Below are 15,851 nucleotides of genomic sequence, written 5' to 3' on the forward strand. Positions count from 1 at the left end.
ATGTAAGAGACGTATTACACAAAGCTATATAGAAAAAAGTTTAAAAAACTTTATTTTTAATTATCAAAAAGAGGCCGCTGGATAAAGTGGGGATCCCTCAGCCCTTCGGGCAGCGAATGTTTGGCATTTATGCTGCGTTATCGCCTATTTATGGGGAATAACCACACTACATAGGCTCTGCATTGCCTAAATACCAAACAGTCTGCTGCAAATTTAACCTCGAAAGATAAACAAGCCCTAATAAGAAAGGTAGTGCAAAACTCATATGGCAGTTAAGCGCTTTTAGCGGGTTTTGGTTATCAACGGCACAGCTTATTTTGCTCATTTAAATAAGCATCTACAAAATCTACTTCCATCGGTTTTGAAAAGTAATAACCTTGCAGGTGAGATACACCAATATTAGTAAGCGTGTTTGCTTGTTCAATAGTTTCAACGCCTTCGGCAACAACAGTAAAATCTAAAGATGAGGCCATTTGTACAATTGCATGAATAATACTTAACCCTCTTTTATCCATATTTTGAATAAAACTTCTGTCTATTTTTACTATATCTACACCAATATCAAGCATGCTTGATAGTGATGAGTAGCCAGTTCCAAAATCATCAATTGAAATACAAAAGCCTTGTTTTTGTAGTGCTTTCACGGCTGTCAAAAATGTGAGTTTATCTTCGGCAAATACTGATTCGGTAATTTCTATATGCAGATCTTTAGGCTCTACTTGGTGATTGTTTACTATTTTTAATACCTTAGTTACAAAATTTGGATCTTGTAATTGTATTACCGATACGTTCACGCTTACTGCAATTTTTGTCGGTAAATGGTTGAATTTATTTGCTTGTATACATGCTTGTTCTATGACCCAGAGGCCCATTTGGGTTATTAAACCGTATTGCTCGGCAATAGTTATAAACTCATCAGGGAAAATATTTTCACCGTCTAGTTGCCAGCGTAATAATGATTCGAAAGAGGTTACTTTTGATGTTTTGCTATCTACAATTGGCTGAAATACTAGTCTTAAACTGTTTTCTTCTATGGCACTGGCTAGGCGTTGACTCAACAGGTACTCTCTTTCTTGTTTTAATTTGAGTGAATCGTTATAAATATTGATATTACCTTTAGCCATGCGTTTTTGGTGATACATTGCAATATCAGCAGAGCGAATTAAGGTATTTAAATCACTCCCGTGCTCAGGGTACATGGCCATTCCAATAGTTGCTGATACCCATTTTTGATATTTATATGTTTCATGCTCGGCGCTAATGCTTTGAAGCACTTTATTAGCAAACTCGATAAGCTCAGTTTGGCTTTGATACGTTGCTAAAATTAAAAACTCATCTCCGCCCCAACGGCATTTATAGAGTTGTTGGTTGCATACATTACTAATTCTCAGTGCTATTTCTTTTAATACTTTATCGCCTACTTTGTGACCCAACGAATCGTTGATTTGCTTAAAACCATCTAAATCTACAAATAATAAAGCAAAGGGTTCTTTAGGGTTATCTGCTAGTTGTTTGTTTGCATTTTTTAAAAATGCGGTGCGGTTTAATAGATTTGTGAGTGGATCGGTATTCGATAAGCGGTAAATTTCTTCAGTGCGTTGTTCGACCTTATTTTCCATTTCATTAAGCAGTTCTCTGTTTTGGTTTTTGAGCTTGATTGCACTGTGTGTAAATGTGGCTGATTTGTACGAAGAGGCAATCATGATTGTGGCAAAAGTTAAACCTAATAACCCCAATACGTGTTGGTAGTGATCGTTTGAAAGCGCTAGCAAAAAAGAGTAGGGCGCCAATAAAGTAAAACTATATAGAACAGCGGTAAAACGACTTCCAGACAGCAAATTTGCAGAGCCACCGGCAAGCGCCGATAAAATAGCAATGGTCGTAGTAACTTCCACCGTAGATGAAGTGCTATGAAACCAAAGAGCATAACCACACCAAGACACGGCTGTTGATATACAGCCAATAGCAAAGCGATTTAGATAAGAATGTGTGTTGTAAGGTTGGCGAGAATTTTGAGCTTTCAAAAAAAGCCCTACATCAATAATACGTAAAGTAAGCACGCACATCATTATGCCTAACCAGACTACTTTATCGTGGTTAGTTTTCTCATTAGTTATATCAAAAGCAAATACTAAAGCAACGCTGACTAGTACAGAGACTGCAATTCCGGAAATAGCATTCGAGTATAAAATTTTGAGCGCTTCTTTTCGCTCATTATTACTTAAATTGTTATATGGCACTAATTAAAACCTTTTTCAAAAACAACCCCTAGGAAATTAAGTAAACCATTTAGCAAATTACACTAATGCAATACTGGTAATACAAAGAGCTTAATAAGCCTTTACGCAGCTAAATAAAACTTTAATGTAAAGTAAATATAGTTTATGGGAGGGATAAAAAAAGTTTAAAAAGTAAAAAGGCCCAAAATAAATATTTATTTTGAGCCTTAAAATTATCAAGCAGGTTAAAGTGTTAACGACTTTACTTGCTGTTCTATAGATTTAACCTTCGAAATCGCTATCGTTATGGCGCTCTGCCATTTGCTCTTCTTCAGGGCCCCATGTGCGATTTACGCGACGACCACGCTTTACTGCGGGGCGCTCTGATATTTGCGTAGCCCAGCGTACAACATGGGTGTATGAGGCAACATCTAAAAACTCTGCTGCATCATATAAAGCTCCAAGCACTAACGATCCGTACCACGGCCAAATTGCAATATCGGCAATTGAGTATTCATCACCTGCCATGTATTCATTTTCGCTTAAATGGCGATTTAACACGTCAAGCTGGCGTTTAGTTTCCATGGTAAAACGGTCAATAGGGTATTGCATTTTACTTGGTGCGTAGCTATAAAAATGACCAAATCCGCCACCTAAGTAAGGCGCTGAGCCCATTTGCCAAAATAGCCAGTTACGACACTCAGTTTTAGCTTTTAAATCTTTAGGTATGAGTACATCAAATTTCTCAGCCAAATACTGTAAAATAGAACCAGATTCAAAGATGCGAGTAGGCGGCGTGGTTGAATGATCCATTAGCGCTGGGATTTTTGAGTTTGGATTAATATCAACAAAGTCAGATCCAAACTGATCGCCATCACCTATGTTTATTAAATATGCGTCATAGTCTGCATCGGTGCAACCAAGCTGTAAAAGCTCTTCAAACATGATTGTAGCTTTTTGGCCATTAGGTGTCGCAAGAGAATAAAGCTGAAATGCGTGCTCACCAATAGGTAGAGTTTTGTCATGAGTCGCGCCTGCGATTGGGCGGTTAATGCTGGCAAACTTACCGCCACTTTCACTTTCCCACGTCCATACTTTTGGTGGCGTGTATTCGTTTTTATCACTCATAAATAACCTCTGTTAGATGAAATACATATATGGTAAATGTGGCCATAAAAAATTAATTAAAGGCCCTAATACTTAATTTACCGACCTTTTAATTTATCGGCTTTTGCTAATCTATAACCTAAAAACAATCCGCTTAGCGCTCCAAATAAATGGCTTTCAAACGATACATGATAGCGCTGGGGTAAAACACCCCATATAAAACCGCTATAAAGTATAGCCACTACAACAGCAATTATAATTGATTTTAATGAGCGTCTTACTAAGCCGTAGCATAGAATAAAGCCCCATAAACCATATATAACACCGCTTAAACCAACATGTATGTTACTGCGCCCAAATGCCCAAACTAAGAGTCCACCGACTAGAGCGGTAAAAATAAATACGTTATAAAAACGTTTTACGCTGTACTGGCAAATTAGCCAGCTTAATACTACAAATGGGATCATATTACTGGCAAAGTGCCACCAGCTACCATGTAAAAAAGGTGCGCATAGTATGCCAATTAAGCCTTGGATACTGCGTGGATATATGCCTAAACCATTTAGGTTTATACCAGGTAGGCTATTGATCACTTGTAGTACGAAGCAAATAATAACAATACTAAAAATTGCGAAGCGGGTACTCGTTAGTAATGACAGTGTGGTTGGCTTGGTTGCCATATAATCACCCTAATTGACTTTAAGAGTTGCCAGTATAGGAATTGTATTTGCTAATGAAAAGCAATTAAAAAAGCACAACATAAAATGCTGTGCTTATTTTTAATTTTTACTCACTATTAAACTAGTTTGGTTAATAGTTTTTTGGCTGCTAGTTCAGAGCTTGCTGGGTTTTGGCCGGTAATTACTAAACCATCTACTAGCGCTAATACGCCCCAGTCGTCAGTTTTTTGATAATCGCCGCCTTTTTTAATTAGCTCGTCTTCAACTAAAAATGGCACGATATCGGTAAGTTGCACTGCAGCTTCTTCAGAGTTAGTAAAACCAGTTACTTTTTTACCCGCTACTAATGCATTGCCATCGGCATCTTTAACATTTAAAAATGCAGCACTTGCATGACATACCGCAGCAACAGGCTTTTGCTCTTTTACAAAGCTTTCGATAAGTGAGATTGAGTCAGTGTTATCAACTAAGTCCCATAATGGACCGTGACCGCCTGGGTAAAATACAGCGTCAAAATCGCTAGATTTTACTTCACTCAACACTTTAGTGTTTGCCATAAGGGTTTGCGCTGCGCTATCTGCGTCATAACGTTTTGTTGCATCTGTTTGAAAATCGACAAGCGTACTTGTCGGATCAATGGGTGGTTGACCGCCAGCTGGAGACGCTAATGTTACTTCAACGCCTGCATCAACAAATGCATAATAAGGGGCTGCAAATTCTTCTACCCAAAAACCTGTTTTTTCGCCAGTGTTACCAAGTTCTGCGTGAGATGTAAGAACCATAAGTATTTTTTTAGACATTGAATATATTCCTTCTGATGATTTGAATTAGTTTATCTTGCTTACCAATTACTATATGCACTAAAAGAGCTTTAAACAACGATGATAAATTTAACTTTATTGATTTAATAATTGATACAATAGAGGGGTTGAATTTAAAACACGCTACGGAGCACATATGAAGGTGTCGTTTGAGCAGTTAAAGAGCATGGTCGTATTTGCGCAAATTGTAGAGCAGGGCAGCTTAACCGCTGCGGCTAAACAGTTAGGATTTACGCGAGCAGTAGCAAGTTATCATTTAAAAAAGTTAGAAACCCAACTTGAAGTCACTTTATTAAATCGCTCAACTCGTACCATGGCGCTAACTGAGGCGGGCATTGCTTATTATGAGCGTTGTAGAATAATTACCGAACAAGCTAATGCAGCTAATCAGCAAATAGAAAATATAAAGAGTGAGCCACAAGGTTTACTTAAAATTAGCTGCCCTGTGAATGTGGGAATGCAGCTAATTGTGCCCGCAATAAATACGTTTAAGCGCCAATACCCTAAAATTAAAATAGACTTACAGCTTACTGACGATGTGGTTGATATTATTAAAAATGGGTTCGATTTTGCAATTAGGGGTGTGGCACTGAGTGACTCCAACTTGCAAGCAACCAAGCTGACGACAATGAGCACTTGTATTTGTGGCGCGCCGGATTACTTTACACATTTTGGTAAACCTAAAACTCCTTTAGAATTGGCAGATCATCAATGGGTGGTTTATCAGCTAGGAAGTAAAACGTTAACACTTTCAAAAGATGGCAAAAAACACGACATTGCAATGCAAGGCGCCTTAAGTACTAATAACGCAGCTGCACGTACTGCCTTTGTAGAAGCGGGGCATGGCATTGGGCGTATACCGCTTTACGATGCGTGGCCTAAAGTACAAGCTGGGCTACTTGAAATAATATTAGATGATTATAAAAGCAAAGATATTGAACTGTACGGAGTATTTCCGCCAGGGGCTGCGGGTTCTAAAAAACTACGATTATTTATTGATTACCTAAAAGCATATTTTGTAAAACAGCATACCGCCTTGGGTATGCTGAAAAGCGTTTAATTCTTTTCGCTTTTAAAATATTTATAAAGCATTTATAAAATACTTATAAAGTACGGCTAAATAATGCAACCGCTTGTTGATACATATTAATTGCAAGGGCTGCATCGTATCGCTCACCTTCATCACGCATAAAGGCATGCTGGGCGTTAACTTCTTGCCATTGGTAATTAATGCCAGTGCTTACGCATTGCTGGTATATTTTAGTGCGACCTTCTTGTGGCACATGCGGGTCTTGTTTACCCCATATAAAGTGAATTTCGCCTTGTATATCAGCCATGCGTTCAAATGAGTTATTACCTGATTTTGCCGGTAATGTGTCGCTGTGAATATCAGTCGCGTATAAGCAAAAAGCCGCTTTAATTTCAGGGTTAAGCGCCGCTCTATAAGCTAAATGCCCACCAATACATACGCCCATTGCGCCTACTGTACCTGTGCAATAGCTTTGTTGTTTTATAAAATCGATCATGGCTTGCGTGTCACTATCATGATGCTCAAGTGGCTTTGCCCACTTATCGGCATTGCCTTTGTCTTTACCTGTATCATCGTAAGCAAGCACAGTGCCTATAGGATTTAACTCGTGAAACACTTCAGGCACTAATACTACAAAGCCATGGCTTGCTAAAATAGCCGCGCTGCGTGCAATAGGTGCAGTTTGCTGAAATATTTCAGAATAAAAAATGATAGCAGGGAATTGCCCTTGCGCTTGAGGGCGATATACGGTTGTTCGCATTAAACCTGTAGGTGTTGGCAAGTCTGCATTATGTTGTTGAATTATCATAAAAGCGCTCAGTTAAATAAAATTATATATAATGATATGGTAACTGAGCGCGATAAAATAAACGACTTTTGTTGTCGAGTATTTAAATACTTGCAGGCATTTTATTACAACTAGCGTAATAACTTACGGTAGCCGGCCAATCTGAAAATATAGCCATTACACCCACGTCCTTTGCGAGTACATCAACGACCGTCATCATGTCGCCATCGTTATCTATAACATCAGCAATTGATTGATAGTAATAACCACCACCTTCATTAAGCGGACCTGAGCGCTCAAGGCTCCATGCAATAAGCTCTAAACCTGCTGCTTTTGCGTCAATGGCGTATTGTGATGGCACTATATTACTTTCGCTGTCTATTGTTAGCATCATCCAAATTGGAGGCGCTAAAATTTTAACGCCATCGGCAACAAGCTCATCCATGCTAGGTTGCCATGTTTGCGGGTTGTTTGGATCAAATCCTGCTTCGCTGTCGCGACCATCTAGGTATACGCTTTTATCTGCAAAATCAGGGTTGGTATTAATCCAGTATTTTACGTCATTAAGATTAAACGACTGCGGATAAACTTTTGAGGCTGGCACACCCATTTGTGTGTATTCGTCTAGCATTTTTTGCGCGTATTGCTCTTGGGTCATTCCATTAAATGGCATACTTACTTGCGGCGATTTAAGTTCTGGGGTCATTTTTACGCCCATCTCATTAAACAATGCAATACTTTGCTTATGAGTCATTAATGTCCCTTGGGTCGCATATAAGTCAGTGCGCCAATTGGGTGTACCATCCATGTAATCGGCAACGGTGGTTGCATTTGTGTTTGCACCATCCATTTTACCTTCAAGGGTTAAAAACTCCGCTAGACTTATATCACTGGTACAGCATTTAGCTGAAGCGGCAATACCATTAGTAGGGTCGGCTGGTGTAAATGGCACACTGCATTTAGCTGCAAGTTCAGGAGTGGCTAAAATATTAGTTGTGGTGTGTAAGTCGCATTGAGAGTGGCGACATACAAGCTCTTTGTCGTTTGTAAAAGTAACATCGCATTCAACAATACCTGCGCCCATTCTAGCAGCAGCAATGTAGGCTTCTTTAGTGTGTTCAGGGTACTGCATTGACGCACCGCGATGACCAATAGAAAAGTCAGTGCGGTAAAAAGGACCTTCACTACAAGATTCTAATTTTGTTTTTAAAGCGCTGTCGCTCATATCATTGACTAAATAATAAGGACGAGTGCCTAATTGAATATCTGGTGCATCACCGTTTGGTACTTCTACAATAACAGGCGTAGGTACTTCAACAATCTCAACTTCGGTGTTGGTAACAACCACTTCTTTTTCTATTATTTCTACATCGTCGTCGCAGCCAGCAAGTGTGGCTAACAATATACAGCCTGTAAGTAAGGTAATACGTTTCATTGTTTATCCTTAAAAAGTAAAATTTGTACTACCTTAATGATTATTAATGACAATTTAGCTACAAGTTTATTAATTTACTTTTTTATTAATAATTTGATTCACTATTAATGCACCTAACGTTATAGCTGCTCCAATACTTAGCCTAACAATGTCAGCGTCTCTGTTCCATATAAGAACATTAACTATAATACCAGCCGGAATAAGTAAGTTATTCATTACGGCTAAAGCTCCAACGTTGACGAGTGTTGCGCCTTTATTCCACATAAAGTAACCAAGGCCCGATGCAACAACTCCTAAATAAATCAGTATTCCCCACTGAGTAGAAGTGCTTGGTAATTTATTTGAATTACCAAATAATGCATAGCAAATTGTGGCAATAATAAGTGCGCCTATAAAAAACCATCCAAATATGGTTTTATCATCAAGCTGATTGTTCATCATTAAGCGTTTATAGGTTACTTGGCCTACAGCAAAACTTATGTTCGCACCTTGAACTAATAATAAGCCAATTATGAAATTGCTATTTAGATTTTCGTAACGAATGGTAATTGCACCAATTACAGCAATAAGTGCGACTATAAAAAAGCGTGGGTTAAAATGTTTGTTCAATGCATCATTTAGCATGGTAATGTACAAAGGAGTCATTACTGTAAATAGCAGTACTTCGGGGACGCTTAAAAATAAAAAGGAGTGGTAGTAAAAGCTATACATAACACCAAGTTGTATAGCGCCAATCAGCATGAGCTTTAAGGCTAAAGGTTTAGGTGTTTGTTTAAACTTTAAAAATGGTAAAAATACGAGGGTTGCTAGTGCTATGCGAATTAACACACTAAACCATGCATCAACCTGACCTGCTAAATACACGCCAATTAAACTAAATGAAAATGCCCAAAGTAAAGTTACTGCAAATAAGTACCGCATAGCCGTCGTCTTTAAATAATTAATGGCAGCAGTTTATCTGTTATAAATTAATGTATAAACAATAAAAGCCCGCAAGCGGGCTTTTATAAATTTAGTATATCAATAAATTAGTTTATTGATTACTCAACTAAACCACGGCGCTTAAGTAGTGCGTCGGTAGTTGGTTTCTGACCTCTAAACTCAATGTAGCTTTGCATTAAGTCGCGGCTGTTACCTTTTGATAGGATTTCTTTACGGAACTTATCACCATTTTTACGTGTTAAGCCGCCGTTGTTTTCCATATGTGCAAAGGCGTCTGCTGCAAACACTTCAGTCCATAGGTACGCGTAGTAACCCGCTGAATAACCACCTGCAAATGTGTGGCTAAAGAAGTTTGATTTGTAACGCGGTGGAACAGGGTAGTAAGCAATACCGTGTTTTTCTAGCGCGTCTTGCTCAAACTTTTGAACGTCAGCTACTTTTTTATCAGAACCAAATGAATGCCATTCCATATCAAGTAGTGCAGCGGCTAAGTATTCAGTAGTGCCGTAACCTTGGTTGAATTTTTGCGATTCAAGTACTTTATCAAGTAAAGCTTGTGGAATTGGCTCACCTGTCTTGTAATGCTTAGCATAGTTTGCAAGTACTGTTGGTTCAATCATCCAATCTTCATTTGCTTGCGACGGAAACTCAACAAAGTCACGCGCCGTTGCAGTACCCGCTAGGCTTGGGTATTTAACATCTGAGAATAAACCGTGAGCAGCATGACCAAATTCATGGAACATAGTAGACACTTCATCAAACGTCATTAGCGTTGGCTCGCCTGCAGCAGGTTTTGGAATGTTCTGCGCATTGTAAATAACAGGTTTGGTGCCTTTTAAGCCGCTTTCGCTAACGTATGCACTCATCCATGCGCCGCCACGTTTACCTTCACGTGCATATGGGTCTAAGTAAAATAAACCAATAGCGCTGCCATCAGCGTTAAATACTTCGTATACGGTTACATCTTCATGATAAACAGGAAGATCTTTACGTTCTTTAAACGTAATACCGTACAGTTTGTTCATTGCAAAGAATAAGCCATCGTGAATAACCGATTGCATTTCAAAGTATGGTTTAACAAGTGCTGGGTCTAAGTTGTACTTTTCTGCACGTACTTTTTCAGCATAAAAAGTCCAATCCCATGGTTTAAGCTCAAAGCTTTCGCCTGAATCGTTAATCACTTTTTGAATAGCGGCTGCTTCAATCTTTGCTTTTTCAACTGCTTTTGGTGCTAGGTCATCAAGGATGCCGTAAACGTTTTCAGTTGTTTGCGCCATACGCGACGTCATTACATAAGAAGCCCAATCTTTGTAGCCTAAAAGCTCTGCTTTTTGAGCGCGTAGGTTGGTTTCTTTAATAATAATAGGGCCGTTAGTTTTTGCTGCACGGTTTGCAGAGGCTTTAAAAATTCGCTCACGCAGGTCGCGGTTTTCAAGGCTACTTAAAATTGGTTGTTGCGTTGTATTTACCAAAGTGATCATGTAGCCGTCTTTGCCCGCTTTTTTAGCTGAAGCTGCAAGGCCTGCAATTTCGCCTTCAGAAAGACCTGCTAATTCACTTTTATCTGTAACTACAATAACGTCTTCTTTAAACGATTTTAAAATGTTTTGTGAAAACGCAGTAGATAGCTGAGCTAGCTCTGAGTTAATTTCACGCATTTTAGCTTTTTCAGCGTCATTTAATTTAGCACCTGCTTTTACAAACTGCTTGTAGTAAAAATCAACTAGGCGTTTATCTTCTGCGTTTAATTTATCTTGATTGTCGTAAATTGTTTGTACGCGCTTAAATAATTCACCGTTTAAGTAAATATCATCTGAGTGAGCAGATAATACAGGCGCCATTTTTTCATCAATACGCTGGTATTCAGCATCTGAAATTAAACCTGATAAGTTATAAAAAGCAGCCGATACGCGATTTAATAGCTCCCCTGACAATTCCATTTTAACTAATGTATTTTCAAATGTTGCTGGAGCAGGGTTGTTAGCAATGGCTTGTACTTGTGCCGTGTGTTGTGCGATACCTGCATCGAATGCAGCTTCGTAGTCTTTTGTACCAAATTTATCAAACTCTGGTGCCATATATTGCAATGGGCTTGGCTTAAATAAAACATTGTTTGCGTTCATGTCTTGCACTTGTGCTGCGCCTTCTTTTGCCATGTTTTGTGTATCGTTAGATGAACAGGCCGATAATATTAAGGCACTAGCAATAGTAGTGGCGATCAGGGTTTTACGCATAATAACTCCATAGAAAGATTAGCCGGAATAGGCTTTGCGAGTCGAAAAACCTAGTTAACTTATCAAATTTTGGCGTTTATACAATAAAGTTTATCGGTATTAAGGGGGATTTGAACGCAAATTAGCTAATATTTAGCTTTAAGGGAGGTAAAAGTAGCTCTAAAAGTAAACACCTGAGCTACTTAATAAGTCGTTGAGTCATAATTGCTTAGTTATATCCAAGTACAAATTTTCTCTCAGAGCCAAAGTTGCTAGGTTGTTGTTGGCCAAACTCTTTGTTGATAGATGCCAGTGTTTGCTCTTGTTCTGCAAGAAGGCACAAAATTTTATTTCGGTAATCCAGGCTGCTTTCAAATAAATGTAAGTCTACCTGCGGCTGCAAAGTAGCGAGTCTTTGATTTAAAGTTAGTTGTGACATAGTGATCTCCAGTGCTTGTACACTATTTATATAGCACTCGGTGCAATAAAGAGTTAATAAATTGTTCATAAAAAGTATATTGAACTTATTAACTTGGCGTTTTAGTTATATTATGACTGCTAAACTTACCCAACACTGAACCGCTTTCACTTTATAGCGATTTAAATTTAAAGCGCTCCTTTGCTTGTTTTGGAAAATAAATGACCTTAGAACACATAAACCAAATTCTTGCCTTTGTTGTATTTAGTTACAGCGATGTACACATTACCGTAGCGAAAATTATTAAAGTGCCTTTAATACTTTTCGCTATTTGGTTTATTGTGACGCGTATTGGCAAGCTAATAACAAAAACATTATTGGCAAAAAAGTTAAGCCAAGATGCCGTGCATTTATTTACACGTATCTACTTTATTTTAAGTATCGCTATTTTAATTTTTACATCTTTAGAAGTATTAAGCATACCGCTTACTGCGTTTGCTTTTGTTTCAGGTGCAATAGCCATTGGTGTAGGCTTTGGTGCTCAAAATATTATCAATAACTTTATTAGTGGCTGGATACTAATGTGGGAACGCCCAATACGTATTGGTGACTTTTTAGAGGTAGGCAATGCAAAAGGCGTGGTAGAAACAATTAATACTCGCTCAACGCGTATTCGCCGAAATGACGGCGTACATATGCTTATTCCTAATTCTCAATTGCTCGAAAATACAGTAACAAACTGGACGCTAATAGATGGCAACGCACGCTCATCGGTCAGTGTAGGTGTTGCGTATGGATCAGACGTGATACTGGTTAAAAAGCTTATTCAACAAGTGCTTGATGATCATGAAGCAATATTGGCTAATCCAAAGTCATCGGTGTTATTTGATGACTTTGCAGATAGCTCGCTCGTATTTAACGCTATTTTTTGGGTGTGCGCCGAGTCTGAAACCATGCTTAGAAAAGTACGCAGTGATATTCGTTTTAGTATTTACGCTGTATTTGAAAAGCATGATGTAGTGATTGCTTTTCCGCAGCGTGATATTCATATCGACGGTGAAATTGCATTTAAGCGCTCATAGTTCAAATATAGTAAATATTAAAAGTCGCTCTTGGGCGGCTTTTAATAAAAACACAGGTGTTTCTATTTTAGGTTAACATGTAAAACAATCCCTTCTTCCTACTCCATTTTATTAAACCCAATAAAGGACATATGTCCTTAATATTAGAATTTTGCATCTAAATAGTGATAAAAACACGTGATTTTGTAGTTAAATGTTGCAAAAAAGTTTCTAATTATGTCTATATTTATGCAGTAAAATTGTCACACAATGGTATAATCTTAATCGTTCGTTCAGCCTTATAACATCGTTTTTGTACTCTCGGTAATAAGGTCCGCGCGCATGACGCAAGTCGCGAAAAATTGAACGAGCCCGCAATGAATACATTGCGCAACACAAAAAACCGTTGAACAAGAGTGCACAAAAAAGGTTAAACCCAACATGAAAGCAATGAAAAGATCTACGTTAGCTACCCTAATCAATGCAACGTTGTTCTCTGCAGTAGCAGGTACTTCATTTTCTTCTTTAGCTGCTGAAGAAAAAACAGCTAAAAAAAGTAATCAACTAGAAGTTATTCAAGTAACAGCTCGTAAACGTGTAGAAAACGCTCAAGAAGTACCAGTAGCAGTATCTGCTCTACAAGGTGATAACCTTGATGCGTATAGCTCAGCTGGTATGGATATTCGTTTTTTAAATGCGAAAATTCCAAGTTTATCTATTGAATCTTCATTTGGTCGTTCATTCCCACGCTTTTACGTTCGTGGTTTAGGTAATACCGATTTCGATTTGAATGCATCACAACCAGTATCACTTGTTGTTGATGAAGTAGTTCAAGAAAATGCAATTTTAAAAGGCTTCCCAGTATTTGATGTTGAACGCGTAGAAGTATTACGTGGACCACAGGGAACTTTATTTGGGCGTAATACGCCAGCTGGCCTTGTTAAGTTTGACTCTGTTAAACCAAGCCAAGAATTTGATGGTTATGGCTCTGTTTCATACGGTAGCCGTGGCGCTGTAGACACAAGTGGTGCTGTAGGTGGTGCTTTAACTGACCGTTTATCTGCTCGTGTTTCATTATTATGGCAAGATAAAGACGATTACATTGATAACCAAGCTCCAGGCTTTGAAGCTAAAGACGAGCAAGGTGGTTACACTGAAAAAGCGGCACGTGTTCAGTTTTTATATGAAGGCGACGATTTTACTGCTTTATTAAACTATCACACACGTGATTTAGACGGCTCTCCAATTGCCTTTCGTGCAAACGTAATTAAACCTGGCACAAATGAGCTTGTAGATAACTTTGAAAATGATGTTGTTTATCAAGATGCCGCATCACGTTCTACTCAACAAGTAGAATCTGAAGGTGCAAGCTTAAAGCTTGAGTGGGAACTTAAAAACCACACAATCACTTCAATTTCTGCATGGGAAAGCGCTGAAATATATTCTCGCGCTGACATCGATGGTGGTTACGGCGGTTTTGACGCTGCACCAGAAAGCGGTCCTGAAATTATTTTCTTTTCTTCAGAAAGTGCTGATGGCATTCCAGAACACGACCAATTAACGCAAGAGCTACGTTTATCGAGTAACTTTGATGGTGATTTAAATTATCAAGTAGGTGTATTTTACTTTGATGAAGAGCTAACTATTGAAAACTTTAGTTATGACACTGAGAAAGGCGGTGTTTTAAATGGTTATGTTCGCCAGCAACAAGATACAACAGCTTGGGCTGTATTTGGTTCTGTAGATTATACTTTTTCAGATGATTTAAAAGTAACTGCAGGCCTTCGCTACTCTGACGATGATAAAGATTTTGTAGCAGACCGTACAATTAGCCCGATCGGCGGTGGTGCTTTACTTGTAGAACGTGATGTTAGTGACAACCATGTTAGCTGGGACTTATCTGCAAATTATAAAGTAAACGATGATGTTAACTGGTATGGCCGTGTAGCAAATAGCTTCCGAGCACCTAGTTTACAAGGTCGTATTTTGTTTGGTGATGATGTAACAACAGCTGAATCAGAAACGGTAACATCGTACGAAACAGGTATTAAATCAGACGTGCTAGACGGCCAAGGCCGTGTTAATGCCACTGTGTTTTATTACACAATGGATGACCAGCAACTTACCGCTGTTGGTGGTGGTGCTAACTTTAACCGTTTAGTTAATGCTGATAAAACGACTGGCTATGGTTTTGAGTTAGATACACAGTGGGTATTAAGTGACGAATTTAATGCAACATTTAACTTAAGCTACAACAAAACTGAAATCAAAGATAACGATTTAGCTGTGGCTGTTTGTGCACAATGTACGGTTACAGATCCGACTTTCCAAGTAGCTGGTGCATTTGGTCCTGAAGACCGTGCAATACTTGATGGTAACAGCTTACCGCATGCTCCTGAGTGGATCTCTAACTTTACGCTTCGCTATACTAAAGAACTTGCCGATGGTAACTTCTTCGCTAGTGGTGATATTTCTTACCGTAGTAAAATCAATATGTTCCTTTACGAATCAGTAGAGTTTGAAGGTAAAGAGCTTATTGAAACAGGTTTGCGTACAGGTTACACATGGTCTGAAGGCGATTACGAATACGAAGTAGCCGCTTTTGTTCGTAACTTATTTGACGAGCAACAAGTAATTGGAGCTGTAGACTTTAATAACAATACGGGTATTGTTAACGAAGAACGTTACGTAGGTGCTGAGTTTAAAGTTAGATTTTTCTAACTAATAGCTAAAAGTATTTACTTTAAAAGCCTGCATTGCGCAGGCTTTTTTATTTGTATAACCCCTTTTAGAGCTGCTAAAGTAGCGCCTAATTGGTTTATTTAAAGAGAAGAGCAATGGCTGGATTTTGGAATTACCGTGTAATTTTTTGTGAAGCAACGAAAGACGAAGCAGCGCAATATCAAATACACGAAGTAGAATATAACCTGAACGGTAAAGTGACTAACTGGTCAGAAACAGGCGCAGCCCCTTTTGGTACAACACTTGATGAGTTGAAAGATGACTCAGATCGTTTAAAAACAGCATTTGAAAAGCCTGTACTTAAAGTTATGCGTAAAACGCGTGGCTATGAGCTTGTTGATGTTGATACGGGTGAAGAAGCAACGGGTGAGCCACCAGCAGGCTTAACGCAATAAC

13 protein-coding genes are annotated in these 15,851 nt (G+C 38.6%); 4 read left to right on the plus strand and 9 right to left on the minus strand.

Features of this window, described 5'->3' with window-relative positions; translation table 11 throughout:
• Positions 1-299: 299 nt before the first annotated feature.
• The 4 genes from GQR52_RS15485 to GQR52_RS15500 all read right to left on the minus strand — a co-directional run bounded on the left by GQR52_RS15485 (position 300) and on the right by GQR52_RS15500 (position 4,806).
• On the minus strand, positions 300-2,240 hold the full coding sequence (locus tag GQR52_RS15485) for an EAL domain-containing protein (RefSeq protein WP_165729026.1): 1,941 nt from the start codon (positions 2,238-2,240) through the stop codon (positions 300-302).
• A gap of 261 nt (positions 2,241-2,501) precedes the next feature.
• On the minus strand, positions 2,502-3,347 hold the full coding sequence (yghU, locus tag GQR52_RS15490; RefSeq protein WP_007581288.1) for a glutathione-dependent disulfide-bond oxidoreductase: 846 nt from the start codon (positions 3,345-3,347) through the stop codon (positions 2,502-2,504).
• 77 nt (positions 3,348-3,424) lie between these two features.
• Positions 3,425-4,006 carry a rhomboid family intramembrane serine protease gene (locus GQR52_RS15495; protein ID WP_165729027.1) on the minus strand — a complete coding sequence of 194 codons (582 nt, stop codon included), beginning with the start codon at positions 4,004-4,006 and terminating at the stop codon, positions 3,425-3,427.
• Positions 4,007-4,122: 116 nt separating this feature from the next.
• Positions 4,123-4,806: a type 1 glutamine amidotransferase domain-containing protein gene (locus tag GQR52_RS15500; RefSeq protein ID WP_165729028.1), complete on the minus strand. Its 684-nt coding sequence runs from the start codon at positions 4,804-4,806 to the stop codon at positions 4,123-4,125.
• A 157-nt stretch (positions 4,807-4,963) separates the two neighbouring features.
• Here GQR52_RS15500 and GQR52_RS15505 point away from each other — a divergent pair, with 157 nt between their 5' ends.
• On the plus strand, positions 4,964-5,887 hold the full coding sequence (locus GQR52_RS15505; RefSeq protein ID WP_165729029.1) for a LysR family transcriptional regulator: 924 nt from the start codon (positions 4,964-4,966) through the stop codon (positions 5,885-5,887).
• A gap of 43 nt (positions 5,888-5,930) precedes the next feature.
• Here GQR52_RS15505 and GQR52_RS15510 read toward each other — a convergent pair whose 3' ends face one another.
• The 5 genes from GQR52_RS15510 to GQR52_RS15530 form a co-directional block, all read right to left on the minus strand.
• Entirely contained in the window at positions 5,931-6,665 is a 735-nt protein-coding gene (locus GQR52_RS15510) for a dienelactone hydrolase family protein (RefSeq protein WP_165729030.1), read from the minus strand.
• Positions 6,666-6,747: 82 nt separating this feature from the next.
• A complete protein-coding gene (locus tag GQR52_RS15515) occupies positions 6,748-8,079 on the minus strand; it encodes a glycerophosphodiester phosphodiesterase family protein (RefSeq protein ID WP_165729031.1) in 1,332 nt (443 codons plus the stop codon).
• A 69-nt stretch (positions 8,080-8,148) separates the two neighbouring features.
• Complete coding sequence (locus GQR52_RS15520; RefSeq protein WP_165729032.1) at positions 8,149-9,000, minus strand: carboxylate/amino acid/amine transporter; 852 nt, start codon at positions 8,998-9,000, stop codon at positions 8,149-8,151.
• Between the two features lie 119 nt (positions 9,001-9,119).
• A complete protein-coding gene (locus GQR52_RS15525; protein ID WP_007581300.1) occupies positions 9,120-11,255 on the minus strand; it encodes a M3 family metallopeptidase in 2,136 nt (711 codons plus the stop codon).
• 208 nt (positions 11,256-11,463) lie between these two features.
• A complete protein-coding gene (locus GQR52_RS15530) occupies positions 11,464-11,673 on the minus strand; it encodes a hypothetical protein (protein ID WP_165729033.1) in 210 nt (69 codons plus the stop codon).
• A gap of 200 nt (positions 11,674-11,873) precedes the next feature.
• On the opposite strand from GQR52_RS15530, the gene GQR52_RS15535 reads away from it, so the two are divergent.
• The 3 genes from GQR52_RS15535 (at position 11,874) to GQR52_RS15545 (ending at position 15,850) form a co-directional block, all read left to right on the plus strand.
• Positions 11,874-12,734 (plus strand): mechanosensitive ion channel domain-containing protein, encoded by an 861-nt coding sequence (locus GQR52_RS15535; RefSeq protein WP_007581304.1) that lies wholly within the window; start codon positions 11,874-11,876, stop codon positions 12,732-12,734.
• 420 nt (positions 12,735-13,154) lie between these two features.
• Positions 13,155-15,434, plus strand: a complete 2,280-nt coding sequence (locus GQR52_RS15540; RefSeq protein ID WP_165729034.1) for a TonB-dependent receptor — start codon at positions 13,155-13,157, stop codon at positions 15,432-15,434.
• Between the two features lie 116 nt (positions 15,435-15,550).
• Positions 15,551-15,850: a hypothetical protein gene (locus tag GQR52_RS15545; RefSeq protein ID WP_007581307.1), complete on the plus strand. Its 300-nt coding sequence runs from the start codon at positions 15,551-15,553 to the stop codon at positions 15,848-15,850.
• Position 15,851: the final 1 nt, after the last annotated feature.

Origin of the sequence: Pseudoalteromonas sp. 31A1, assembly GCF_011378815.1 — a bacterium.
GTDB classification, from domain to species: Bacteria; Pseudomonadota; Gammaproteobacteria; order Enterobacterales; family Alteromonadaceae; genus Pseudoalteromonas; species Pseudoalteromonas arctica.